Here is a 22,938-nt window from a genome sequence, read left to right on the forward strand (position 1 = left end):
GCATGGAGCAGATATGACGGATGGGACTCGCACCACACCATTGCTTTCGCGTCGTCAGTGGATCGGCATCACCGCCGGTGGCGTGGCGACGTTCGCGGCGGTCTTTGCGTTCCGGCGCGTCGGAGGCGCGGCCGACGCCACGCAACTGACTCTTCACACCACAAAGGACTGTCCGTGCTGCCACAAGTGGGCGGCACATCTCGAGAGCAACGGCTTCCGCGTGCGGACCAACCTGGTGGACGACCTGACGCCGGTGAAGCGTTCGCTTGGCGTGCCGCCCGAGCTGGAATCGTGCCACAGCGCGGAGATCGGGGGATATGTCGTGGAAGGGCATGTCCCCGCCGACCAGTTGAAGCGCTTTCTCGCCGAGGGGTCCTCCGAACGCGGCCTCGCGGTGCCGGGCATGCCGGGGGGGTCGCCGGGGATGGAGAGCGATCCCAAGGTGCCGTACGAGGTGCTGGCCTTCCGCGCGGACGGCACCACGCGGGTGTTCGCGCGCGTCTAGGCCAGGCTGCCGCACTATCGATCGGTTCGCGTTCGAACTTCTCGAACGCGAACCGATCGCGGTCTTTCATCCGCTGGCTCCACAACGGCGGGCCCGGAAATCCACGGGCCGGCACCGAAACGCCCACGCCTGCCAGAATCCCTTCCTCGCCTCGCGCGCGGCGCGTTCCGCCCGCTGCATCCGCTCGAGATAGCGCACGTTTTCGTAGGCGAGCACCAACGCCCAACCGTTCGCGACCATCCGCTCGTTGATCATCACCGACCCGACCCACGCATAGGCCAGCGTGCGGCCGTAGCGGTCGGTCGGCGAACGGTCGAGTTCAAGACGCACCGTGGTGCTGGGGCCGGCCAGTGACGCGAGTTGCCTCTTGGCCATCTCCCCCCACGGCTTCTGCGCCATTTCGGGTGCGTCGATGAGCAGCAGGCGCACCTGGCGCCCATCGGCGCACGTGAACGAATCGCCATCGGACAGCCGTGCCACGACGCACATGAACGCGCTCGCGGAAGGCAACGCGCTTGACTCGATAGTCGGCGGCACCGCGGCGAACTGCACGGCGGCCGTCGCTGGTGTGCGGCTGCGGGTGTCACCCCGCGACAGCGAAGTGTCGAATACGGCCGCGGCCTGTCGCTCGAGCGACGCCTGGCCACATCCCGTGAGGAACATGGCCAGGATCCACGCCATCCGCCGCGCACGCCGCGCCGTGTGGGTCATTGGTTCACGCCCGTCCCACCCGCGTTCAGGGGGCAGTGCCAGCAAGCGCGGCAATGATGCGCAGCGCCCACTGCGGTCCGAGATACCCTGCCGCGCCGTCATCGTACCATTCATCGTGCGAGTGCGCGCCATTGCCGTCGCCGCCGCCATCAATGGTGATGGCGGGAATGCCAAGTGAAATGGGATAGTTGGAGTCGGTGCTCGAGGCGCCGATGCTCGGCTTCAGCCCCAACTGCCGGGCCGCCGCGACCGCCGTGCGCACGATGAGTGCCGAGTCGGATTGCGCCCCGGTCGGCCGAATGCCGATGGTGTCGAGGCGCACCGTGAGTCCCTTGGTCGAGCCGGGCCACCGCGCCAATTCCGCCGCGACGGCATCATCAATGGCCTTGCGCACCAGCACGTCCACCTTGGCCAGCTCCTCGGCGGATTCGCTGCGCATGTCCACGTCCATCACCGCTTCCATGGCGATGGAGTTCACGGACGTGCCGCCAGAGACGATGCCGACGTTGAAGGTCGTCTTCGGTGAACGGGGGACCTTGATGTCGCTGATCGTGGCAATGGCGCGTCCCATCGCATGAATGGGGTTCGGCATGCCGAACGCGCCATAGCTGTGACCGCCGGGGCTGCGGAAGTGGACGTTGTAGCGGTTGCTCCCGACAGCGCGGCTGACGATGTCGTTGCCGGCGCCGTCCACCGAGATGAAGTAGTCCACCTGTCCCTTGTGCGTCGTGCCAAGCAGGTGACGCGTGCCGCGCAGGTTGCCCGGCCCTTCTTCGCCCACGTTGGCGACGAAGATCACGCGCCCCGCAAAGCGGAGCCCCGACTGCTTGACGGCGCGCGCCGTGCTGAGCACCACCGCAAGACCGCGGCAGTCGTCGCCGATGCCGGCGCCCTTGTACCGCGTGCCGTCACGCGTGACCGCCACGTTGGTCCCCTCGGGGAAGACCGTGTCGAGGTGGCCGGCGATCACGACCGTGGGACCCTTCGACACGCCCGCCAGTTCGGCGACCACGTTGCCGACCTGGTCGACATGGGCGTCGGCATAGCCGAGGGCGAGCATCTCCTTCTGGAACGCGAGGCCGCGTGCCTGCTCCTTGAATGGCGGCGCGGGAATCTCGCAGAGAGCGACCTGCTTCTGCAGCGTCCACGCGTTGTCGGTCTTCAGCTGGGCGAGCGCCCTGGCGAGGGCGGGGGAGTCGGCAGTCGGCTGTTGCGCGGCGAGCGCGATGGGGGCGAAAAGCAGGAAGGCAGTTCGGCGCATGGGTCGGCGGGTGGCGGATGGGAACGAGAGCGGCGGCGTTGCCATTCAAAGGATAGTCGCCTAGACGCCGGATGATCAGGGGCGCGTCCGGCAGGACCGGGCGCGATGTCCGCCCCGGCGGTGAACCCCGTGACGCGAACCCGCGACCCTGCCATATTGCCGGGTCGTCCATCCCACCCCTCCGCTCCCATGGTCAATCGTCCCTGGCTCAAGCACTACGATCCCGGTGTTCCTCACACGATCGGTGAGTACCCGGATCGCACCCTGCTCGACTTCATTGACGACGGGTTGCGCGAGCGCCCCGATGCGCCGGCCCTGCTCTTCAAGGGGCGCACGATCACCCTGCGGGAACTCGACCAGCTGAGCAACGCCTTCGCGAACACGCTGCTGGGCCTTGGCGTGACCAAGGGCGATCGCGTGGCCCTGCTGCTGCCCAACTCGCCGCAGTTCTTCATCTGCGAGCTGGGCGCCTGGAAGATCGGCGCCATCGCGGTGCCGCTGAACCCGATCTACACCGACGACGAACTCGTCGGACCGCTGAAGGACACGGCGCCCAAGGTGGTGGTGACGCTCACGCCGCTCTACGCGCGCGTGAAGTACGTGCAGCCGACGGTCGGCAATCCGCACATCATCGCCACGAGCATCAAGGAGTACCTGCCCACGGCGTCGCGCCTGCTCTTCACCCTGTTCCTGGAGAAGAAGCTCGGGCACCGCATTGCGCTGCAGGCGGGCGACCACTGGCTGCAGGACCTGCTGGCGAGCCATGCCAGCGTGCCGGGCCCAACGTTCCGTCCAGGCCCGGACGACGACTGCATGATCCTGCTGAGCGGCGGCACGACGGGTACGCCCAAGGGCGTCCGTGTGCACCACAACGGTCTCGTCAGCACGGGCCTGCAGGTGCGCGCCTGGTTTGCCGACGCGTTCCACCCGTGGACGGACGTCTACATGCTGCCGCTGCCGATGTTCCACTCATATGGCGCGTGCGGCGTGCAATCGGTCTGCTTCATCGGGCACAATCCCATTGCCCTGGTGCCGAACCCGCGCGACCTCGACGACACGGTCAAGACCTTCAAGCAGGTGAAGCCGGCGATCTTCTGCGGGGTGCCAACGCTGTACAACGCGCTCCTGAACCACGCCGACGTGAAGAACGGCACGGCGCATTTCTCGTCACTGCGCGCCTGCGTATCCGGCGCCGCGCCGCTGCTGGCCGAGACGAAGAAGCGGTTTGAGGCAGCCACCGGGGCGCGCATCGTCGAAGGGTACGCGCTCACCGAGACGCTCCTCGCCGCAACGATCAATCCGATTCTCGGCGTGCAGAAGCTCGGGTCGGTGGGAATTCCGTTTCCCGACGTGGACGCCATGATCGTGGATGCCGATGACCCGATGAAGGTGCTCCCGGCGGGACAGGTGGGAGAGATCATCCTGACCGGTCGCCAGATCATGCGCGGCTACTGGAACAACCCGGAGGAGACCGCCATCATGCGGCGGGTCGGTCCCGACGGCCGGGAGTGGATCTACAGCGCCGACCTCGGCTACATGGACGAAGACGGCTACATCTTCATCGTCGACCGCAAGAAGGACCTCATCAAGCCGGGCGGCATGCAGGTCTGGCCGCGCGAGATCGAGGAAGTGATCCAGTCGCACCCCGCGGTGGCCGAGGTGGGGGTGCGCGGATTCCCCGATGACTACAAGGGCGAAATCGCCGTGGCCTTCGTGGTGCTGCGCCCGCACGCGTCGGCGACCGCCGAGGAACTGCGCGCGTACTGCAAGGAGCACCTGGCGTTCTACAAGGTTCCGGGCAAGGTCGTCTTCCGGAAGGACCTGCCCAAGTCGCTGGTCGGAAAAGTGCTCCGCCGGATGCTCACGCTCGAGGCGGGCGAGGCGACGTAGCGCCCGCCGGCACTCCGGAACGCACGAACGGCGCGACTAGAATTCGCGCCGTTTCATTTCCTTGAAGAAGGCCTGATTCTCGAAGTCTTCTTCCGCCCGCTTGGGCGCCGTCTTGTCGTAGGTCTTGCCGAACTCGCTGCGCGGCTTCACCGGCCCCGCCTTGGCGAGTTTCTTCAGCAGCTTCTGCACTTCGTTGTCGCGCGGATTGGCCATGGCACCGGATGGCTGAGGGACGTGCCTGCAATCTAACCAAAGCGCCCGCCACAGAAATGCCCTTCGGTGGCCTGTGGGACAATGACGGCCGGCGCCTTGGGCCGCCGCGCCGCGACAATCCGTGGATTCCCCGACAGATAAGTGGTAGATTATATACCACTTTCTACGTAAGTTCCTACTTCACCTTCTGGAGGACATCGTGCCTGACACCACGACCGCCACGATCACCGGCGACCTGACGCTCAACGAGATCAGCCTCGCCCAGCCCCGCGCTCTCGAGGTCTTCGAACGCCATGGGCTCGACAGTTGCTGCGGCGGCGCCAAGACGCTCGCTTTCGTCTGTGAACGGCATGGCCTCGATCTCGAGTCCGTGCTTGCGGAACTGCGCGCGCTGTAACGTCACGTCTACCCGGCTCTGCCCATGGATTGGTTCGTCCGCTATTTCATCAAGAGCGCCCTCGTCTATCTGGGCCTCGGCATCTGCTTCGGTATCTGGATGGGCTATTCGCCGAACGCCGTCATCTACCGTCCGGCGCACGCCCACCTGAACCTGCTCGGCTTCGTGTCGATGCTCATCTTCGGCGTGGCGTACCATGTGATCCCCCGGTTCACGGGCCATCCATTGCACAGCCGCCGGCTGGCCGAAGTGCACTGGTGGGCATCGAACACCGGGCTGGTGACGCTGGTGCTCGGTTTCATCTTCCTCCCGTGGAGACCGGAGGCGCGCCTGGCGATCGAAGCGGGGGCGGTGCTGGCGGCGGCGGGAGCGTTTGCCTTCATCTACAACCTGTGGCGAACGCTCGACGGCACGGGGCCAAAGCCGCGCATGGACAACGGGCAGGCACGCCGGCTGCCGATGTCGGGCTAGTCGCTGGCGCCGGCGCGCGGGCTCACTAGGATAGACGCATGCATTCCCTCGCGCGCCGCTATCTGAAGACGGCCATCGTCTTTCTCGTCGTCGGGTTGATGCTCGGCGTCTGGCTCCTGCTGCGCCGCGAGTTGGGCGGTGCCGCCATCTCGGCGCGCGAACTCAGCGCGCACACGCACGCTCTGCTCGTCGGTTTCGTGATGATGATGATTGCCGGCGTCGCGCTCTGGCTCTTCCCGCGGCCGACGGCGGAAGACCGGCGATACCAGCCCAGGCTTGCCGAAACGGCGTGGTGGTGCATCGCCCCGGGGACCGCGCTGCGCATCAGCGCGGAGGTGCTGGCCGGATTCGATCCCGGCCCGGGCCTGCGGCTCGTCATCGTCCTTGGCGGCCTGTTGCAGGCGGTGGGGCTGGGGCTGGTTTTCTGGACGCTCTTTCCGCGCATTCGCGCCGCCGGGAGTGCGCAGCGCGAGGCGAAGGGCGAGCGCTTCTAGGGCCTACGCCGGCTGGGGATCGACGCTCACGTCAATCTCGATCCCCTCGCGAATGGCGGCGCTCACCACGCAGAAGTCCTCGAAGATCTCGAGGCAGCGCACCATGCGCTGTTGCTGGTCGACCGGCACCGAAGGCGCGAGACGCACCGCCACCTTCTTCACGCGCAGTCGCCCCCGTTCATTGCGCCCGTTCGTGACATGCACCTCGGTGCGCATGGCCGGCACCTCCACGTGCGACTTCCGCAGGCAGAAGAGCAGGCTGGCGCCCAGGCAGCCGGCGATGCCCGCGGCGAGCAGTCGCGAGGGATCAGGACCTTCATCGTGGCCGAGCGGGGATGTCTCGTCGATGGTCATCGGCGGAATGCCGCTGTCGCCGAAGTCGACCGTGAAGGCGTAGTTGTCCTTGAGCGTGAGCGAGAACGACACCGGGGAATCTTCGGACATGGGAGGCGCCACCAGGCAGGCAGGTCAGGGAAGCAGCACGAGCGTCGCCGCCAGTGCCACGAACATCAGCGAGAGCGCCGCGGCGACGCGCAGCCGGAACGTCCCGCGGCCGACGATACCAGCGATGATACCCTTGGCGAGCGTATTGGATGCGACGGCCACCGCGATGGCACGTGCCGCGGTGGTGCTGGTGTCGGCCCCGCCCAGGCGTGTCATTGCCACCGAGATGGCGTCGACGTCGGTCACGCCGAAGAGCGCGGCGGTGGAGTAGATGCCCGTCTCGCCGAAGGTGCTGCGCACGAAGGCCATGAAGAGCAGCACCACCTGGAAGGCCAGCGCCATCTGCAGCGCGGCCGTGAGGTTGAGCGGACTGCGCGGAGATTCCTCGGCCGCGGACTGCGACGTGACCGGGGTGCGGGCGGCCCACCACGAACAGACAACGCCAACGACGAATGGCGCGGCGAGGTAGGGCAGGGCCGCGATTCCGACGGAGGCGTTCAGGAGCAGCACCACGATGATCACGCGCGGAAAGAGCACCGTGGAGGCGCCGATCACGCCGGCCGCATAGGCGGGGCGCAGCGCCTCCTCGTCGCGGCTGCTGCGCGCGAATCCCCATGTGACGGCGGTGGACGACACGAGCCCGCCCAGCGCGCCCGTCACGGCATATCCGCGCTCGCGGCCCACGACGCGCCGTGCGAGGTGACCGATGAAGTTGAGTCCCGAGATGACCAGCACGAGCATCCACGTGGCGCGTGGCGTGACCTCGCCGACCGGTGTCGCAATCGTGGTGGGAAGCACGGGAAGCACCACGAGCGCGAGCACGGCGAAATGCAAGGCGGCCCGCATCTCCACCGGATCAAGGTGGTCCACCCATCCGTGCAGCCGATGCTTCTCGGCCAGCGCGAGGACGACCAGCGCTCCGATGCCTGCGGCGAACCGCAGCGCGCCGGTGCCCGCCATCACGCCAAGGGCGAGCACAACGAGCGCGGCGGTCTCGGTGGTGCCGTCCACGGCGTGCTCGGTGTCCTTCTGGGCCGTCACGACGTAGGCGCCGACGGCCAGCAGGGCCCCGGCGGCCACGAGGGCGACGCCGATGAGTGCGGCATCGTGGGCCACGAAAAGTCCGCCCAACCCGCCGAGCAGGCCGATGAGCAGGAAGGTGCGAATGCCGGCAAAGTCCTGGTCGGGCCCGATGGCATGTCCGGACCGCTGCCGTTCAATGCCGACGGCCAACCCCACGAGTCCGGCCACCGCCAGCCGGGTGGCGGTGTCGAGTGTCTCGGGAAAGACGGGCAAGGACATGTGAGTGACCGGCCGGCAGCCCTGAGGGGCCGCCGCCGGGACTAGCCGCCGACCTTCTTGCGCACGAGTTCCGCGATTTCCTTCTCCAGCGCGCCGCTCGAATGGCAGGCGACCGACGCGTCGCGCGAGAAGTTCGGCGACTTGCCGGTGGCATCGATGCGCGTGATGAGGTTGAGCCCGCCCTTGGGGTTCGTCGTGAGCGTGCTCGAGATCGACATCATGATGTCGTACGTCTCGGCATTCGGGATGCCCTGCGCGTTGCCGCAGTCAAGAATCTGCTGCATCGGCAGGCGGCCGATGCGACGGCGCACCTTGTAGGCGTCGTTGCCGATCAGGTGCTGCCCGTCCACCAGCGTTCCGATCGGAATCTTCAGTTCCCCGTACGTGACGTTGAGCGCCGTCCAGGCCGCGTCCATGGAGCCCACGATCAACTGCGTGTAGCCCGCATTCACGTCGACGGTGTTGATGTTGATGTTCGAGGTCGGCGTGACGACGCGCTGGGTGATGGGGGTGATGGTCGTGGGGGTTGGATTCGCCGCGGTTCCGCCTTTGGAGCCGGCGCATCCGGCGGCGGATAGCGCAACAAGCACGACGACGAGCAGGGCGGCCTTGGTCACGGAAAACTCCAATCGTTGATGCCTACCATACCATGGGGCCGGAACGGCAGTTCCGGCAACTGGCGCCGCGCTACCAGTCGGCGAACGTGGTCCAGAGCAGGGCGACCGGACAGTCCGCGGTCCGGTATTCGGGCGGCGCGTCCTGCCCGCGAGGATACAGTTCCAGCGCGCGCCACGTCCAGCGTGGCTGGGCGACGAAGAACTCTCGCGCCACGGGGCGCCCATCGAGCCACCAACGGCAGGTCTGGGCGAGCGGGAGCGTGACCAGCGCTGCGCTGTCACTGGTCAGCGCCGCGCCCGTGAGAAGTTGGATGCCACTCCGGTCGCCGCGCTGCAGCAAGCGGAGGTAATCGCTGCCGCGCGCGCCGTCATCGTTCGCCGCGAGCATCGGCTGGAGTTGCACGGTGACGGGCCGATCGCTGCCGACGATGGGGGCCACCCACGGCGCGTATCCGGCGGCACGCACGTCGACCGTCACCGTGCCATTCGGGACATCAGCAACGGTGAACGCCCCCTCCGCATTCGTCGTGGCGTGCCGCTCGGTCCCTTCCACCGTGACGTATGCACCCGGCACGGGCCGCCCCTCGGCGTCGCGCACCGTCCCCCACAGCGATTCCACGCCCGAGGAGAGCACCAGGTCACTCGCCGCAAGGCCGCGCGGTCCCATCCTGATGAATGCCGACGCCGTGTGCGCCGAGTCGCGCGCATAGGCATGGAACCAGGCGTCGCGCGGGATACCGCACGCAATCCAGACCTGCCGCGATTCCTCGGGGAGGGTCCGCACGGTGCCGGGACGCGCCGATTCGCCCGACATGCTGCCGAGCATCCAACTGACCGACACATTGACCCTGCGCCGCGTCCCGTCGGCCGCGCGCACATTGCCGAACGCCACGGTTGGCGAGAGGCTGTCAGGCGTCTCGCCGCACAGCCGGCGACGAATCGGATCGAACGCCGGCGTTCCCAGTGCCACGAAGGCGCTCGCGCCCGCAAATACGCGCACGGTGAGCGTGGAGCCGAGGACGCCCACGGAATCGAGCGCGGGATGGCTAAAGATCACCGCCCACTCACCGGGCGGCACGCTGTCGATCACGAACCGCCCGGCGCTGTCGGTGGTCACGCCCCGGCCAAGCTTGGGGAGCTGCACCACGGCGCCGGGGAGGACATCGCCCAGCAGCGAATCAACCACGACGCCCCGCACGCGCCCGGTGCGCCCCTGCGCCGGCAGCAGCGACGCGGAGCAGGTGACCGCAAGCAAGATGACGGAAAGAAACGTCCGCACAGGATGGCGCTGGAGTGAGATGCGGAACGTCTCCCCTCTGCCGTTTCACCGCAAGTGCCGCGAGCCCTTTCGGCGACAGAGGGAGTCCGTTAGCTCTTACGGCGTGCAATCCGCCGCCGCCCTTCGTCGAACGAGCCTGGCCAGCGCCTGGACCCTCGTGGTATTGGCGGGCGTCGCCGTGCTCGTGGCGCTGCCGTACCGGTCGTTCGACCTCGACCGGTTCTTCGTGCCCAAGGAGATGGCCCTGCACGTCGGTGCGGCGCTGACGCTGACGCTGGTGGTTGCGAGCGGCATTGCGCTGCCGCGCACGCGCACCGACCGCAACCTCATCGTCTTTCTCGCCCTCTCGGCGGTATCCGCGCTCCTCGCGGTCAACGGCTGGCTGGCGTTGCGCGCGCTGTCGATCAGCGTAAGCGCGGCCTTCGTCTGGTGGGCGGCGCGCGCCACGGCGGTCCACGGCGGCCGCGAGGTGCTCATTCGCGGTCTCGCGACCGCGACGGTACTCGGTGCGGCCACGGCGCTGGCGCAGGCGTATGGGGTGTCGAGCGAGCTCGCCTCGATGAGCCGGGCGCCGGGCGGCACATTCGGCAATCGCAACTTCATGGCGCACGTGGCGGCAGCGGGCGTGCCGCTGCTGGGGTATCTGGCGCTGACGGCGCGCGGATTTCCCGGCGCGCTGCTGGCCGCGGTGGGACTCGGGATCAATGCGGCGGCGTTGGTGCTTTCGCGGACGCGGGCCGCCTGGCTGGCGCTGGTGGTCTGTGCGATGATCGTCGTGCTCGCGTGGCTGTGGCGGCGTGGCACGCTCTGGCGTGATGCGGCGGCTCGGCGCGGGCTCATTCTCATCATCGCCGGGGTGGTCGTCGGCGGCGCCGGGGCGGTCGTTCTTCCCAATTCCCTCGACTGGCGCAGTGACAATCCGTATCTCGAATCGGCCAAGGGGATGGTCAACTACCGCGAGGGAAGCGGCCGTGGGCGCCTCAGGCAGTACGTGAACTCGGTGACGCTGTCGCTGCAGCACCCGACGCTTGGCGTGGGACCGGGGAACTGGGCGGTCGAATATCCCGGCGTCGCGCCGCCCAATGATCCGTCGTTGAACCAGGAGACGGGCATGACGGCCAATCCGTGGCCGTCGAGCGACTGGATGGCGATGCTGTCGGAGCGCGGGATTCCCGCTTTCGTAGTGTGGGCCATGCTGCTCGCCGGACTGGCCATCAGCGGACTCATCGGGTGGGGACGGCTCGACTTGCCGCTCGACGAACGATTGCGAGCCGTTACGGCGACCGCCGTGGTGGCCGTCGTCGCCGTCGAAGGCGCCTTCGACGCCGTGCTCTTGCTGGCGACTCCCACCCTGATCTTCTGGGCGACGATGGGCGCGCTGATTCCACCTGTCCCGGTGGAACAGCTGCCCGCCCCTCTGGGGCGAGGACGCCGCATCCTGCTCGCCATCTCGGCGCTCCTGCTGGGACTGATGGCCGCGGAATACAGCGCGCTCAAGATCGCATCGATGGCGGCGTATAGCTCAGGCCAGATGGGGCGGGCGGTTTCGCTCGATCCAGGGTCATTCCGAGCCCGCCTGCGCTATGCGCAACTCATGATGGCACGCACCAGCCGCACGCGCGGCTGCGTCGAGGCCAAGGCGGCGCTGGAGCTCTTTCCGCGCTCACCCGACGCGCGGCGTCTTGCCGCCGGGTGCAAGAACGGGCGCTAGCCGGCACGCCGCCACCATCGCGGCGAGCGCCGCCACGCTCAGTGAGCGACGCAGTCGCTCGGCTCGTTCACGACGTCTTGAGGCGATAGGCGGCGCCGAGGATGGCGCCCAGCACGGCATCGAGGTGCGCGTCCTCGGAGACCGTTCCTTGCGCCGTGCGCGGCGAGCCGCCGCCTCGTCCGCCAACCGGCTGCAAGGCCTCCTTGAGCAGCGCGCCCGCGTTGGCATCGACATCGGCCGACACCGCCACGGCAAGCGTGCGCGATGTACCCACTGCGCCGGCGGCAATTGTAGCCGGGAGCGCAGCACACGCGGCTGCCCAGGCCCGCAGCTCATCGGCGGACATGCCGTCGGCGGCGCGAAGGCGGCAAATGCCGTCGGCTCCGGGTGCCGTGGCCGCCCACTGCGCGCGCGCGCGATACCCGGCCACCTCCTCGATGAGCTTGCGGTTCACCGACGCGAGCGACTTGGCGTCCTCCACGCGCGCCTGCACGATCGCCGGCACTTCATCGATGCCCGCTGACAGACGTTCGGCGATGCCGCTGAGCACATCGTAGTCGGCGCGTGCGCGGCGCGTGGCGCGGGCGCCGCAGACAAACTCGAGGCGCACGTTGTCGCGGATCTTCTCGACCCGGCGGAGCAGGATGGCGCCGATTTCACCGGTGGCGCGCAGGTGCGTGCCGCCGCAGGCACTCACGTCGTGGCCTTCGATGGTGACGATGCGCAGGGTTCCAGTGCGGGCCGAAGGGCGGCGCAGGCGCGGCGCCACCGCCGCGGCATCCTCGAACGTCACCGTCACGGGGCGATTCTCGGTGATGAGCGCGTTGGCATACTCCTCGAGGCGCCGAAGCTGCTTGGGTGAGACGGACGAGGCGCCGATCTCGAGCGTGGACATGCCGTCACCAAAGTGCACGCTCACCGTGGGCCAGTCGAAGAGGGCGTCGCACGTTCCCGAAAGCAGGTGCTGCCCCGTGTGCTGCTGCGCGAAGTCCCAGCGTCGCGCCCAGTCAATCTCGCCATGCACGGCATCCGGACCGTCGTACGGCGCGGCGAGCAGGTGCGCCACGCGTTCGTCCTCATCCACGACATCCACGACGCTCACGCCGCCAAGCGTTCCCAGGTCGTTCGGCTGGCCGCCGGACGTCGGATAGAACGCCGAGCGGTCGAGATACAGGCGCCGGCCGCCCTCGGCGCGCGCTACGATCGACGCATCGAACGAACGGAGGTAAGTGTCGGTGTAGTAGAGACGGTTCGTCATGGAAACAGTGATGGCAGATGGCGGAGGGCTGATGGCGGATGTTAATGGGTATTTGGTCTCTTCATCAGCCATCAGCCGTCCGCCATCGGCCATCACCAAGAGGCCACACCGAAGGTAAGCGTGCACATCATCTGTATCGTTCCATCAGGTGATTGAGTGCCGCACTCCCCGGGCACAGCTGCTCGAACGGCAAGTGAGCCAGCGGCGTCGGCACGGTGCGCTGCATGTCGTGCATGCAGCGGCCGGCGTCGTCGATGAACAGGATGCCGGTGGCCACTTCGCCCTTCCTGATGCACGCCTGCACGTGGCGATACGCCATATCACGGCTGCGCGGATTGTAGCCGGGCGCCGTCGCGTGCAGCCGCACCTCGCTGCCGTCATGCATGCGAACCACCGTCATCTCCTCGTGCGTCTCGGGGACCTTGATCTCGCGCCGCAGAGGGACGAAGTCGGTCATCACCGTTTCCACCTCGTGACGGCGCATGTAGGCGTAGCTCTTGGCCGACCCTTCGTGGTCGTTGAACGACACGCACGGCGAGATCACGTCCACGAGTGCGAACCCGCGGTGCGTCATCGCGGCCTTGAGGATCGGCACCAGCTGGCTCTTGTCGCCCGAGAAGGAGCGCGCCACGAACGTCGCGCCGAGGGTGAGCGCGAGCAGCACGGGATCAATGGGCGTCTGTTCGTTCACCTCACCCTTGCGCGACATGCTGCCGAGATCGGCCGACGCCGAGAACTGCCCCTTGGTGAGGCCGTAGACGCCGTTGTTCTCGATCACGTACAGCATGTTCACGTTGCGGCGGATTGCATGCGCGAGCTGGCCGAGTCCGATGTTGAGCGAATCACCATCGCCGGAAATGCCGATGTACGTCAGCTCACGGTTGGCCGCGTTGGCGCCGGCCGTCACTGACGGCATGCGGCCGTGCACGGCATTGAAGCCGTGCGACTGCTTCATGAAGTACGCGGTGGTCTTGGACGAGCAGCCGATGCCGCTCATCTTCGCGGCGCGGTGCGGCGGCAGGTCGAGCTCCCAGAACGCCTGCACGAGCGCGGCCGTCACCGAGTCGTGGCCGCAGCCGGCGCAGAGCGTCGACATGGCCCCTTCGTAATCGGCCTTCGACAGCCCGATCTGGTTCTTCTGCGCGCTCGGGTGGCGCACCGACGGCTTGCTGATGGAACTCATGCGGACGCTCCGGCGAGATGCGTGGACATTGCGGTCACCAATTCATCAGCCGTCATCGGTTGGCCGGCGAAGTCGAGCACCGGGATCATCTGGTCGCGCGGGAAGCCGGTCTCGATGGTCAGCAGCGCGCGCAGTTGGGCGTCACGGTTCTGCTCCACCACGAAGAGCGTCTTGTACCGATCGAGGAACTCCCGCACCTCGGGAGCAAACGGGAACGCGCAGATGCGCATCGCGTCGGCGCGAACGCCGTGTTCGCGCAGCCGCACCACCGCCTCGCGCACCGGCGCCTCGGAACTGCCAAGGAAGACAATGCCGACGTCGGCGCCGTCCTGTCGGGAGATCACCGGCTTGGGAAGCGTGTGCGCGGCCGTCTCGAGCTTCCGGCGAATGCGGTCGAGCACTTCCGCGTAAGCCGCGGAGTCCTCGGTATAGGCGCCGTGCTTGTCGTGCCCCGAGCCGCGCGTGAAGTACGCGCCCTTGCCGCTGACGCCGGGCAGCGTGCGGGCGGCAACCCCATCGCCATCGGCGTCGAGGTAGCGCGAGAAATTCTTCACCTGCTCGAGCGCCGCGGCATCGAGCACCTTGCCGCGGTCGGGGCGATAACCGTCATCCCACGTCAGGCGCGGCATCATCCAGTCATTCATGCCGATGTCGAGGTCCGACGCCACGAAGACCGGCGTCTGGAAGCGCTCCGCCGCATCGAATGCCGCCACCGTCAGGGTGAAGCACTCGCGCGGATCGGCGGGAAAGAGGATGATGTGCTTGGTGTCGCCGTGAGACGCATATGCCATCGTCAACAGGTCGGCCTGCTGCGTGCGCGTGGGCAGGCCGGTGGCCGGTCCCGCACGCTGCACGTTGATGAACACGCCGGGAATCTCGGCGTAGTAGGCGTAACCGAGGAATTCCTGCATCAGCGAGATGCCGGGTCCCGACGTGCAGGTGAACGACCGCGCCCCCATCCAGCCGGCGCCGATGACCATCCCTGCCGCGGCCAGCTCATCCTCGGCCTGGATGATGCAGTAGCGGTTGAGTTTGGTGTCGGGGTCGACGCGGAATTCCTGGCAGAATTCCTTGAACGCATCCATCAGCGAGGTGCTGGGCGTGATGGGATACCACGCACCAACCGTTGCGCCGGCATAGAGCGCGCCGAGCGCGCAGGCCGTGTTGCCGTCCATGAGCACCGCGCCGGCAGTCTCGTTCATCGGCTCGCAGCGGAACGGCAACGGACAGTCGAAGTGCCTGCGCGCGTAGTCGTAACCCATGCGCACGGCGCGATGGTTGGCCTCGAGCAGCGATTTCTTGCGGCCGTAATTCTCGGTCAGCATCTGCTCGATCACGGCCATGTCGATCTGCAGCAGGGCGGCGAGCGCGCCGGCGTACGCGATGTTGCGCAGCAGCGTGCGGTCGCGGTCGCGCGTGAACGCCTCGCGGCACATCTGGCCCAGCGGCACGCCGAGGATGGTGACGTCGTCGCGCACGAGCTTCGGGTCGAGCGGCCAGGACGAGTCGTACATCAGGTAGCCGCCCGGGCGCAGCGAGGCGATGTCCTGCGGATAGGTGGAAGGGTTGAGCGCGACGATGAGGTCGATCACCGGCGGACGCGCCGTGAAGCCCTCGTGGCTCACGCGAATCTCGTACCACGTGGGCAGCCCCTGGATGTTCGACGGGAAGATGTTCTTGCCCGTGACGGGAATGCCCATGCGGAAGATCGCCTGCATCAGGAGGGTGTTGGCGCTGGCCGAGCCGGTCCCGTTGACGGTGGCCGACTTGAAGGCGAAGTCGTTGATGCCGCTCATCGCGCCTCCACGCCCGCGTAGGCGAGCTTCAGGTCGAATCGCTGCATGTCCCAGGCCGCGGTGGGGCAGCGGTCGGCGCAGAGCCCGCAGTGCAGGCAGACATCCTCATCCTTCACCATCAACCGCTTGGTCTGCGGCAGCGGCCCCGAGACGAAGAGATCCTGCATCATGTTGCGTGCGGGTGCCGAGAGATGCTGACGGAGTTCCTCTTCGGAGGCGCGCTCCTCGGTGATGGTGAGACAGCTCGTCGGGCAGATGTCGATGCAGGCGTCGCACTCGATGCACAGGGCGTCGGTGAACGCGGTCTGGATGTCGCAGTTGAGGCAGCGCTCGACTTCGCGCGCGGCCTGTTCCGGGGTGTAGCCCAGCTCGACCTCGACGCTCACGTCGCTGAAGCGCTTCACGAGTTCCTCATGCTGCATCTTGGCGCGCGACGACGGGTTGTAGTCGTTGCTGTACTCCCATGCGCCCATCCCCAGCTTGGTGCTCGTCAGCGTCATGCCCTCGGGCGGACGGTCGGTGAGCGGGCGTCCGCTGCAATGCAGGTGGATGGAGATGGCCGCCTGATGGCCGTGCGCCACCGCCCAGATGATGTTCTGCGGCCCGAAGGCCGCGTCACCGCCAAAGAAGACGCCGGGGCGCGTGCTCTGGTGCGTGACCTTGTCCACCACCGGCATGTGGCGCGCGGCGAACTCGATGCCGAGGTCGCCTTCGATCCACGGCACCGCATTGTCCTGGCCGATGGCGAGGATGACGGCGTCGCAGGGAATCACCACGGTGCCGGTCACTTCGCTCGCCTGATTGCCGGCGGCGTCCTCGCCCCAGCGCAGCTGGTCGAATTCCATCCCCGTGAGCACGCCGTTCTCGACGATGAAGCGCCTGGGGGCGTGGTTCTCGAGGATGTGCACGCCCTCTTCCTCGGCGTCCTCCAGCTCCCACGGCGATGCCTTGAAGTGTGCGCGGCCGCGGCGCGCGACCACCGACACGTCGCGGGCGCCCAGCCGCCTGGACGTGCGGCAGCAGTCCATGGCGGTATTGCCGACGCCGATGATCAGGACGCGTCGTTCGATGGACTCGATGTGGCCGAAGTGCACGCCGGCGAGCCAGTCGAGGCCGACGTGGATGGTTGGCGCATCGTGCCGGCCGGGAATCTCGAGGTCCTTTCCCTTGGGCGCGCCGGTGCCGACAAAGACCGCGTCGTAGCCTTCTTCGAGCAGCGCGCGCATGCTCGTCACCGGCGTCTCGTACTTCATGTGCGCGCCCATGTCGATGATGTAGCCGCACTCTTCGTCGATCACGCTCGCCGGCAGGCGGAACGACGGAATGCTGAACCGCATCAGCCCGCCCGGGTTGCAGTACTTCTCGTAGATGGTGACGTCGTAGCCGAGCGGAAGCAGCTCGTTGGCGACCGTAAGGGATGACGGTCCCGCGCCGACGAGCGCGACTCGCTTGCCATTCTTCTGGGCTGGCGCCTTGGGAAGTCGACCGGTGATGTCGCCGCGCAGGTCGGCGGCCACGCGCTTCAGGCGGCAGATGGCCACCGGCTTGTCGTCCACGCGTCCGCGCCGGCAGGCCGGCTCGCAGGGACGGTCGCAGGTGCGGCCGAGAATGCCCGGGAAGACGTTGGACTCGCGGTTCAGCAGGTACGAGTCGGCGTACCGTCCCTGCCCAATGAGACGCAGGTACTGCGGCACATTGGTGTGGGCCGGACAGGCCCACTGGCAATCAACGACTTTATGGAAGTACCGTGGGTCTGTGACGTTCGTGGGGGCCATGCGTTCGCCTCGGGGCTAGTCTGGAAATTAGGGGGTTGAGACGCGGACGAGGCAAGTTGACCGTTGCAAATCCCGCGGCGTTCTCCAGCTTTTCCTGCCTACCTCTCAGGCGGTCTTTCCGTGCCACTCGGCCCCTCTCCCACCACGCGCCACCCCATCACGGGCGCCGAGCGCGTCGCCTTCCTCAGGAACTTCATCACGCGTCCGACCATCGAGGTCGGCGACTACACGTATTACGACGACCCCGACGGCGCGGAACAGTTCGAAAAGAATGTCCTGTATCACTTCGACTTCATCGGCGACCGGCTGATCATCGGGAAGTTCTGTTCCATCGCGGCCGGGGTGCGCTTCCTGATGAACGGCGGCAATCATCATGTGGCCACGCTGTCGAGCTACCCGTTCGCGATCTTCGGCAACGGATGGGAGCCGGCGATGCCCGAGTCGTGGCCGCACAAGGGTGATATCCGCGTGGGCAACGACGTATGGATCGGCTACGGCGCGACCATCCTGCCGGGCGTGACCATCGGCGACGGCGCGGTGATCGGCAGCCTGAGCGTGGTAACCGGCGATGTCCCCCCATACGCCATCGTCGGCGGCAACCCGGCGCGCGTCATCCGCCACCGCTTCGACGATGCGACTATTGCACGCCTGCTCGCACTCCGTTGGTGGGACTGGGACATCGAAAAGATCACGCGCAACGTCGCGGCCATCGCCGGCACCGATCTCGGCGCGCTCGATCGAGACTGACTTCTCCGCGGCACTCAGGCCTTTTTCACCACGGAGGCACGGAGAACTGCCTGAGGGCCACGGAGGACTGCAACGTCTTTGAATAACAACGCGCGCCACGCATTGATTTGCGTGGCGCGCTGTTGTTACCCCAAGAAGTTGTAGTTCCTCCGTGGCCCTCGGCTTTTCCTCCGTGCCTCCGTGGTGAAGAAGTCCGGCGTGGTGAGAAAAGCCAGCGTTGCGCTACGGAACAGGCTTGTCGTGGACCGTCGGATACGTGATCCCGAGCTGGTCGAGATACGACTTGTACTTCTTGGGATCGTAGTAGTACTTCCGCATGTCCTCACGGTACTTCATGAGGATGTCCTTGTTCAGCCAGATGGGCGGCTGGTCGGTGGGACCGATGAGCGGGTAGTACTTGATGGTCTTGGTCTGCACATCGTTGAAGTAGTCCCACGCATCCTTCACGAGCTGCGGCGTGGTGAGGATGTCGAGGATCGTCATCGCCTGCACCTTCGCGCCGGCCACCACGCCCTTGTGCGCGAGCGGCGTCGCCATGGCAATGGCGTTGGCCCAGTTGTGGCCCGGCAGCCCCGGGATGTTCGACGGGAAGCGCAGGGTGACGGTCGGCACGTTCCAGCTCACGTCGCCGATGTCGTCCGAACCGCCGCCCATACGCGCCGCTTCCGGCACCGGCCCTTCGATGCGTCCGGTCCCGGTGGTCAGTCCACGCTCGGGCTGGCCGAGTTCCCGCTGGATCCCCTTCGCGAGCGCCTGGTCCTTTTCGTCCCACGCCGGCATCCCGACCTTCTTGATGTTGGCGTACATGTCCTCGGCCACGGGACGCGAGAAGTGGCCGCTCCACCCGGAGCCGACAATCATCACGGTGTCGAGCGACACGTCGCTCATCATCGCGGCGCCCAGCGCCACCTTCTTGCCGAGCTCGAAGTTGGCCTTCACATGCTCGGCGTCGCGCTCACGGAAGTAGAACCAGATGGTCGCCGTGCTCGGCACCACATTGGGCTGGTCGCCGCCGTCGGTGATCACGTAGTGCGACCGCTGCTGCAGCTCGAGATGCTCGCGGCGGAACTCCCAGCCCACCCCCATCAGCATGGCGGCGTCGAGCGCGCTCCGGCCGCGCCACGGCGCGCCGGCGGCGTGGGCGCTCTGTCCCTTGAACCGGAACTGCGCCGAGATGAGCGCGGTGCTGCTGCTCTGACCCCACGACACGCCGAGGTCCTGCCCGACGTGCGTGAAGAGCGTGATGTCCACGTCCTTGAAGATGCCGGCCCGCACGAGGAAGGCCTTGCCCGCCATCTGCTCCTCGGCGACGCCCGGCCAGAGGACCAGGGTCCCGGGCATCTTCTTCGCTTCCATGATCTCCTTCACGGCGAGTGCCGCCGCGATGTTCAGCGGCACGCCCGAGTTGTGCCCCTCGCCGTGGCTGGGCGCGCCCTGCAGGTACTGGTCGCGATATCCCACGCCCGGCTTGGTGTTGGTCTGCGGGATGCCGTCGATGTCGCTGCCCAGCGAGATCACCGGCTTGCCGCTGCCCCACTTGGCCACCCACGCGGTCGGCATGCCGGCCACGCCGCGCTCCACCTTGAAGCCGTTCTGCTCGAGAATCCCGGTCAGGTACTTGGAGGTCTCGAACTCCTGCATGCCGAGTTCGCCGAACGAGAAGACCTGATCCACCATCTCCTGCACGAGCTTGGCCTTGGCATCAATCTTCTTGGCCACCTCGGTCTTGAGGGCCTCGAGTTCTGGCGAGGCCGGGTAGACGTACTTGATCGAGTCGGCCGCGGTGCTCTGGCGCTGCGCGGTGAGCGTCAGCGGCAGGCAGGCGGTCAGGCTGGCGAGCGCCAGCGATCGGAACAACGAACGGGTCATGAGGGTCCTCCGGTGGGGTCGGCGTCCGGGAACGTAACGCACCAACCCCGCGGTGGGTTGGAAGGCGGGCGGGGGGCGGGGACTCGGCGATATTATGAAGACAACCACCGCCGGGCGTAATGTCCGGTACACCACGGAGTCGTATGGGCAAGCTGCTCGGATTCGTCGGTTCGATCGTCGGCAGCTACGCCGGCTGGTATCTGGGCGCGCCCATCGGGATGTTTGCGGGGCTGATGATGAGCGTCGTCGGTGGCGGTGTGGGGCTCTACTACGGACGCAAGTTCGGCAAGCAATACGAGTAGCGCATGCCTACGGTCGAAGTGACCATCACCTACCTGGAGATGGAGCATCCCGCGATGCTCCGGGCCCGGCGGACCACACGCCCCGGCGTCGCGGTCGAGCGCATCGACCCGCCGTCGGCGGAGATGGCGGCGCACTTCTACTGTGACATCGGCAACGACTATTTCTGGCTGGAGCGCGCCGCGTGGTCCGAGGAACAGTGGGAAGATGCGCTGGCGCGTCCGGGGACCGAGTTCTGGGTGCTCAAGGTGGACGGCGACGAGGCGGGTTTCTTTCTGCTCACAATGCCGTCGCCGCGCACCCGCGAGATCGAGTACTTCGGCCTCTTCTCGTGGTTCGCGGGGAAGGGGCTTGGTGCGCACCTGCTCACCTGCGCCATCGAACGCGCGTGGGAGGCCGGCGCCGATCGCGTGATGGTGAACACCTGCACGCTCGACCATCCCGGCGCGCTCCCCAACTACCTCGCCCGCGGGTTCGAGGTGGTGCGCAAGCGCTCCGAATGGCGCGTGCTGCCGGAGTAACCAACCATGTCCCGCGCCTTCACCAAGGAAGATTCCGGCAGCTGGGGTGATCCGTCCAAGCGGTTCTCGCTGCCGCCGCGTGACGACCCGGGTTATGACGCCGCGGCCGCCGAGACCCTGCTGGAAGCGGCGCGCACGGGCGACACGGGGAGCGCCGAGATGGCGACCGGCTATTACTGGGGAGAGCCCACGCTGCGGCCGCACGTGGAGCGCATCCTCGAGCGCGCACGTCGCGACCATGACGACCGCCTGGAACAGCTCGCCGAGCGGTTTCTCCGCTGAATGATAGGTTAGAGGTATGGACCAGGAACCTGTCTCCACCATCGCCCACGTCATCCAGCTGTCGGTTGCCCCGGTCTTCCTGCTGACGGGTATCGCCGGCCTGCTCAACGTCCTCACCGGGCGGCTGGCCCGCGTGATCGACCGGGCCCGCGTCATCGAGCGCGCACTGCACGAGGAAGATCCGCACGAGACGATCGCGGCGCACGAGCGGTTGCGCACGCTGGCCACGCGGGCGCGCTGGATCAACGTCGCCATCAGCCTATGCGTGGCGTCGGCGATCTTCATTGCGACGGTCGTGATGGTGCTCTTCGCAGGCGCCTTCTGGGGCGCCGACTACCGCGGCATCGTGGCCGGGCTGTTCATCGTGGCAATGGTGGCGCTGATCGGCGGCCTGATCTTCTTCATGCGCGAGATCGGCCTCGCCACTTCAAGCCTGCGCATCGGGCCGCACTAGCGCGGACTGGCAACAGCGCAGCGCTTGCGGGGCTGCTTACGCCTTGTCCGCCGCCAGCACCGCGTTGAGCAGCACATCCGCCCCGTGCGCCACATCGTCCGGCCGGGTGAACTCGCGCGGCGAGTGGCTGATGCCACCCACACTCGGCACGAAGATCATGCCCATTGGCGCGATGCGCGCGATCTCCTGCGCATCGTGCCCCGCGCCGCTTGGCATGCGCTGGTGCGAGAGCGCCAGCGCGTCGGCGCTCGACTGAATCCAGTCCATCACGTGCGCATCGGACAACGCCGGCTCGCTGTCCACGAGACGCTTGAACTGGAACGTCGTGTTGGTAGCGCTGCCGATCTCGCGCCCCAGCTGCTCGAAGCGCTGCGTGAAGTGCTCGATCCTGGACTGGTCGAGGTCGCGCAGGTCCACGGTGAGCACCACCTGGGCCGGAATGACGTTGGTGGTGTTGGGCGAGACGGTCAGGCGACCGACGGTGGCGACTTGCCGGCCCGGCTCTCCGCGCACGGCATCGTTGACGGCCACGGTGAACTTGGCAGCGGCGAGCATCGCGTCCTGCCGCTGGTCCATGGGCGTTGCGCCGGCGTGATTGGCGAAGCCGGTGACGGTGATCTCGAACCAGCGCAGGCCGACGATGCCCTGCACGACGCCAATTTGCTTGCCGGCCTTCTCGAGGCGGCCGCCCTGCTCAATGTGCAGCTCAATGTAGCAGGCGATGTCGCCGCGTTTGCGCACGGCGGTTAGCAGCCTGGACACATCGCCGCCAATGAGCCCGATCCCTTCGCGGATGGTCTTCCCCGAGCGCGCGACCTTGTCGAGGTCGGCATCGGTGAGGGCGCCAATGACGAGCTTGCTGCCGATCGTGCCGCCCTCTTCGTTCTGCCAGACCACGACCTCGAGCGGGTGGCGCAATCGGAGCGAGCGTTCGCGCAGCGTGCGCGCCACCTCGATGGCCGAGAATGAGCCGAGTGGGCCGTCGAAGTTGCCGCCGTCGGTGACCGAGTCCACGTGCGATCCGATGAGAATCGGCTTCAACGAAGCATCGGATCCCTCGATGCGGGCGAGGATGTTGCCCGCCGCGTCGACGCGCGGCACCAGGCCAGACTGCACGAACAGGTCGCGCGTGAAGGCGCGCCCTTCGAGGTCGGCCAGAGAATACGCCACGCGATTGATCCCGCCGGCCGTGCGGCCTATCCGGTCGAAGGCGGCCAGCCATCCGTTGAGGCGATTGCCGTTCACGCGCGGCACCTCGCCGAACGAAAGCGGGGAGGCCGTTGCGAGGCGCCCGGCCACGCCCGATCCCAGCAAGGGAAGGGCGGCCACGGCGGCGGAGTGGTGCAGGAAGTCGCGTCGGCGCATCAGGGGCCTCGGAGCTTGTCGGGACGGTCCAATGTACGCGACCCTGCTAGCTTTCAGTAGGCGCCCGGCGCCTGCCCTCCAACCCGACTGCTC

The 22,938-nt window shown here is 67.3% G+C and carries 24 protein-coding genes; 11 read left to right on the forward strand and 13 right to left on the reverse strand.

Annotated features, from left to right (window positions below):
- Positions 1-13 precede the first annotated feature (13 nt).
- On the forward strand, positions 14-505 hold the full coding sequence (locus VGJ96_11280) for a DUF411 domain-containing protein (GenBank protein HEY3287686.1): 492 nt from the start codon (positions 14-16) through the stop codon (positions 503-505).
- Positions 506-571: 66 nt separating this feature from the next.
- Here VGJ96_11280 and VGJ96_11285 read toward each other — a convergent pair whose 3' ends face one another.
- Positions 572-1,216, reverse strand: coding sequence for a thermonuclease family protein (locus tag VGJ96_11285; GenBank protein HEY3287687.1), 645 nt, complete (start codon positions 1,214-1,216; stop codon positions 572-574).
- A gap of 25 nt (positions 1,217-1,241) precedes the next feature.
- Positions 1,242-2,477: a M20/M25/M40 family metallo-hydrolase gene (locus VGJ96_11290; GenBank protein HEY3287688.1), complete on the reverse strand. Its 1,236-nt coding sequence runs from the start codon at positions 2,475-2,477 to the stop codon at positions 1,242-1,244.
- A gap of 189 nt (positions 2,478-2,666) precedes the next feature.
- Between VGJ96_11290 and VGJ96_11295 the strand changes: the two genes are divergently transcribed.
- A complete protein-coding gene (locus VGJ96_11295; protein ID HEY3287689.1) occupies positions 2,667-4,367 on the forward strand; it encodes an AMP-binding protein in 1,701 nt (566 codons plus the stop codon).
- Between the two features lie 36 nt (positions 4,368-4,403).
- Here the strand turns inward: VGJ96_11295 and VGJ96_11300 are convergent, their stop codons facing one another.
- Positions 4,404-4,580 carry a hypothetical protein gene (locus VGJ96_11300; protein ID HEY3287690.1) on the reverse strand — a complete coding sequence of 59 codons (177 nt, stop codon included), beginning with the start codon at positions 4,578-4,580 and terminating at the stop codon, positions 4,404-4,406.
- A gap of 199 nt (positions 4,581-4,779) precedes the next feature.
- On the opposite strand from VGJ96_11300, the gene VGJ96_11305 reads away from it, so the two are divergent.
- From VGJ96_11305 to VGJ96_11315, 3 genes are read left to right on the forward strand one after another with little or no spacing between them, the layout of a single operon-like run.
- Positions 4,780-4,977 (forward strand): DUF542 domain-containing protein, encoded by a 198-nt coding sequence (locus VGJ96_11305; protein HEY3287691.1) that lies wholly within the window; start codon positions 4,780-4,782, stop codon positions 4,975-4,977.
- Between the two features lie 24 nt (positions 4,978-5,001).
- Positions 5,002-5,448, forward strand: coding sequence for a cbb3-type cytochrome c oxidase subunit I (locus VGJ96_11310; GenBank protein HEY3287692.1), 447 nt, complete (start codon positions 5,002-5,004; stop codon positions 5,446-5,448).
- A gap of 38 nt (positions 5,449-5,486) precedes the next feature.
- Positions 5,487-5,942, forward strand: a complete 456-nt coding sequence (locus VGJ96_11315; protein ID HEY3287693.1) for a cbb3-type cytochrome c oxidase subunit I — start codon at positions 5,487-5,489, stop codon at positions 5,940-5,942.
- Between the two features lie 3 nt (positions 5,943-5,945).
- Here VGJ96_11315 and VGJ96_11320 read toward each other — a convergent pair whose 3' ends face one another.
- From VGJ96_11320 to VGJ96_11335, 4 genes are all read right to left on the reverse strand, one after another.
- Positions 5,946-6,386 carry an OsmC family protein gene (locus VGJ96_11320; protein HEY3287694.1) on the reverse strand — a complete coding sequence of 147 codons (441 nt, stop codon included), beginning with the start codon at positions 6,384-6,386 and terminating at the stop codon, positions 5,946-5,948.
- A 24-nt stretch (positions 6,387-6,410) separates the two neighbouring features.
- Positions 6,411-7,688 carry an MgtC/SapB family protein gene (locus tag VGJ96_11325; protein HEY3287695.1) on the reverse strand — a complete coding sequence of 426 codons (1,278 nt, stop codon included), beginning with the start codon at positions 7,686-7,688 and terminating at the stop codon, positions 6,411-6,413.
- A 41-nt stretch (positions 7,689-7,729) separates the two neighbouring features.
- Entirely contained in the window at positions 7,730-8,305 is a 576-nt protein-coding gene (locus tag VGJ96_11330; protein HEY3287696.1) for a hypothetical protein, read from the reverse strand.
- A 70-nt stretch (positions 8,306-8,375) separates the two neighbouring features.
- Positions 8,376-9,584, reverse strand: coding sequence for a carboxypeptidase regulatory-like domain-containing protein (locus VGJ96_11335; GenBank protein HEY3287697.1), 1,209 nt, complete (start codon positions 9,582-9,584; stop codon positions 8,376-8,378).
- A 103-nt stretch (positions 9,585-9,687) separates the two neighbouring features.
- Between VGJ96_11335 and VGJ96_11340 the strand changes: the two genes are divergently transcribed.
- Positions 9,688-11,295: an O-antigen ligase family protein gene (locus tag VGJ96_11340; GenBank protein HEY3287698.1), complete on the forward strand. Its 1,608-nt coding sequence runs from the start codon at positions 9,688-9,690 to the stop codon at positions 11,293-11,295.
- 67 nt (positions 11,296-11,362) lie between these two features.
- On the opposite strand, the gene VGJ96_11345 is transcribed toward VGJ96_11340, so the two are convergent.
- The 4 genes from VGJ96_11345 to VGJ96_11360 all read right to left on the reverse strand — a co-directional run bounded on the left by VGJ96_11345 (position 11,363) and on the right by VGJ96_11360 (position 17,307).
- Positions 11,363-12,553, reverse strand: coding sequence for a DHHA1 domain-containing protein (locus tag VGJ96_11345; protein HEY3287699.1), 1,191 nt, complete (start codon positions 12,551-12,553; stop codon positions 11,363-11,365).
- A gap of 127 nt (positions 12,554-12,680) precedes the next feature.
- Positions 12,681-13,736 (reverse strand): 2-oxoacid:ferredoxin oxidoreductase subunit beta, encoded by a 1,056-nt coding sequence (locus VGJ96_11350; protein ID HEY3287700.1) that lies wholly within the window; start codon positions 13,734-13,736, stop codon positions 12,681-12,683.
- Positions 13,733-15,532 carry a 2-oxoacid:acceptor oxidoreductase subunit alpha gene (locus tag VGJ96_11355; GenBank protein HEY3287701.1) on the reverse strand — a complete coding sequence of 600 codons (1,800 nt, stop codon included), beginning with the start codon at positions 15,530-15,532 and terminating at the stop codon, positions 13,733-13,735. The genes VGJ96_11350 and VGJ96_11355 overlap by 4 nt, the downstream gene beginning before the upstream one ends.
- Complete coding sequence (locus VGJ96_11360; GenBank protein ID HEY3287702.1) at positions 15,529-17,307, reverse strand: FAD-dependent oxidoreductase; 1,779 nt, start codon at positions 17,305-17,307, stop codon at positions 15,529-15,531. The genes VGJ96_11355 and VGJ96_11360 overlap by 4 nt, the downstream gene beginning before the upstream one ends.
- A gap of 120 nt (positions 17,308-17,427) precedes the next feature.
- Between VGJ96_11360 and VGJ96_11365 the strand changes: the two genes are divergently transcribed.
- Entirely contained in the window at positions 17,428-18,054 is a 627-nt protein-coding gene (locus VGJ96_11365) for a CatB-related O-acetyltransferase (GenBank protein HEY3287703.1), read from the forward strand.
- Between the two features lie 222 nt (positions 18,055-18,276).
- Here the strand turns inward: VGJ96_11365 and VGJ96_11370 are convergent, their stop codons facing one another.
- Positions 18,277-19,923: an amidohydrolase gene (locus VGJ96_11370; protein ID HEY3287704.1), complete on the reverse strand. Its 1,647-nt coding sequence runs from the start codon at positions 19,921-19,923 to the stop codon at positions 18,277-18,279.
- A 143-nt stretch (positions 19,924-20,066) separates the two neighbouring features.
- Here VGJ96_11370 and VGJ96_11375 point away from each other — a divergent pair, with 143 nt between their 5' ends.
- Genes VGJ96_11375 through VGJ96_11390 form a run of 4 tightly spaced genes read left to right on the forward strand, consistent with a single transcriptional unit; the run spans position 20,067 to position 21,480 of the window.
- Positions 20,067-20,225 carry a hypothetical protein gene (locus VGJ96_11375; GenBank protein ID HEY3287705.1) on the forward strand — a complete coding sequence of 53 codons (159 nt, stop codon included), beginning with the start codon at positions 20,067-20,069 and terminating at the stop codon, positions 20,223-20,225.
- Between the two features lie 3 nt (positions 20,226-20,228).
- Positions 20,229-20,744: a GNAT family N-acetyltransferase gene (locus VGJ96_11380; GenBank protein HEY3287706.1), complete on the forward strand. Its 516-nt coding sequence runs from the start codon at positions 20,229-20,231 to the stop codon at positions 20,742-20,744.
- A 6-nt stretch (positions 20,745-20,750) separates the two neighbouring features.
- On the forward strand, positions 20,751-21,026 hold the full coding sequence (locus VGJ96_11385) for a hypothetical protein (protein HEY3287707.1): 276 nt from the start codon (positions 20,751-20,753) through the stop codon (positions 21,024-21,026).
- 16 nt (positions 21,027-21,042) lie between these two features.
- Positions 21,043-21,480, forward strand: coding sequence for a DUF2721 domain-containing protein (locus tag VGJ96_11390; GenBank protein ID HEY3287708.1), 438 nt, complete (start codon positions 21,043-21,045; stop codon positions 21,478-21,480).
- Between the two features lie 36 nt (positions 21,481-21,516).
- Here VGJ96_11390 and VGJ96_11395 read toward each other — a convergent pair whose 3' ends face one another.
- Positions 21,517-22,845: a Zn-dependent hydrolase gene (locus VGJ96_11395; GenBank protein HEY3287709.1), complete on the reverse strand. Its 1,329-nt coding sequence runs from the start codon at positions 22,843-22,845 to the stop codon at positions 21,517-21,519.
- Positions 22,846-22,938: the final 93 nt, after the last annotated feature.

It is taken from the genome of Gemmatimonadaceae bacterium, assembly GCA_036504815.1.
Classification (GTDB): Bacteria; Gemmatimonadota; Gemmatimonadetes; order Gemmatimonadales; family Gemmatimonadaceae; genus PNKL01.

Excerpts from the sequence above, each read along its gene's own strand:
- VGJ96_11295 (HEY3287689.1), top strand. The coding sequence starts at position 2,667 with ATGGTCAATCGTCCCTGGCTCAAGCACTACGATCCCGGTGTTCCTCAC.
- VGJ96_11315 (HEY3287693.1), top strand. The coding sequence starts at position 5,487 with ATGCATTCCCTCGCGCGCCGCTATCTGAAGACGGCCATCGTCTTTCTC.
- VGJ96_11285 (HEY3287687.1), bottom strand. The coding sequence starts at position 1,216 with ATGACCCACACGGCGCGGCGTGCGCGGCGGATGGCGTGGATCCTGGCC.
- VGJ96_11310 (HEY3287692.1), top strand. The coding sequence starts at position 5,002 with ATGGATTGGTTCGTCCGCTATTTCATCAAGAGCGCCCTCGTCTATCTG.
- VGJ96_11320 (HEY3287694.1), bottom strand. The coding sequence starts at position 6,386 with ATGTCCGAAGATTCCCCGGTGTCGTTCTCGCTCACGCTCAAGGACAAC.
- VGJ96_11300 (HEY3287690.1), bottom strand. The coding sequence starts at position 4,580 with ATGGCCAATCCGCGCGACAACGAAGTGCAGAAGCTGCTGAAGAAACTC.
- VGJ96_11395 (HEY3287709.1), bottom strand. The coding sequence starts at position 22,845 with ATGCGCCGACGCGACTTCCTGCACCACTCCGCCGCCGTGGCCGCCCTT.
- VGJ96_11355 (HEY3287701.1), bottom strand. The coding sequence starts at position 15,532 with ATGAGCGGCATCAACGACTTCGCCTTCAAGTCGGCCACCGTCAACGGG.
- VGJ96_11380 (HEY3287706.1), top strand. The coding sequence starts at position 20,229 with ATGCCTACGGTCGAAGTGACCATCACCTACCTGGAGATGGAGCATCCC.
- VGJ96_11390 (HEY3287708.1), top strand. The coding sequence starts at position 21,043 with ATGGACCAGGAACCTGTCTCCACCATCGCCCACGTCATCCAGCTGTCG.
- VGJ96_11360 (HEY3287702.1), bottom strand. The coding sequence starts at position 17,307 with ATGGCCCCCACGAACGTCACAGACCCACGGTACTTCCATAAAGTCGTT.
- VGJ96_11280 (HEY3287686.1), top strand. The coding sequence starts at position 14 with ATGACGGATGGGACTCGCACCACACCATTGCTTTCGCGTCGTCAGTGG.
- VGJ96_11385 (HEY3287707.1), top strand. The coding sequence starts at position 20,751 with ATGTCCCGCGCCTTCACCAAGGAAGATTCCGGCAGCTGGGGTGATCCG.
- VGJ96_11290 (HEY3287688.1), bottom strand. The coding sequence starts at position 2,477 with ATGCGCCGAACTGCCTTCCTGCTTTTCGCCCCCATCGCGCTCGCCGCG.
- VGJ96_11350 (HEY3287700.1), bottom strand. The coding sequence starts at position 13,736 with ATGAGTTCCATCAGCAAGCCGTCGGTGCGCCACCCGAGCGCGCAGAAG.
- VGJ96_11370 (HEY3287704.1), bottom strand. The coding sequence starts at position 19,923 with ATGACCCGTTCGTTGTTCCGATCGCTGGCGCTCGCCAGCCTGACCGCC.
- VGJ96_11325 (HEY3287695.1), bottom strand. The coding sequence starts at position 7,688 with ATGTCCTTGCCCGTCTTTCCCGAGACACTCGACACCGCCACCCGGCTG.
- VGJ96_11375 (HEY3287705.1), top strand. The coding sequence starts at position 20,067 with ATGGGCAAGCTGCTCGGATTCGTCGGTTCGATCGTCGGCAGCTACGCC.
- VGJ96_11345 (HEY3287699.1), bottom strand. The coding sequence starts at position 12,553 with ATGACGAACCGTCTCTACTACACCGACACTTACCTCCGTTCGTTCGAT.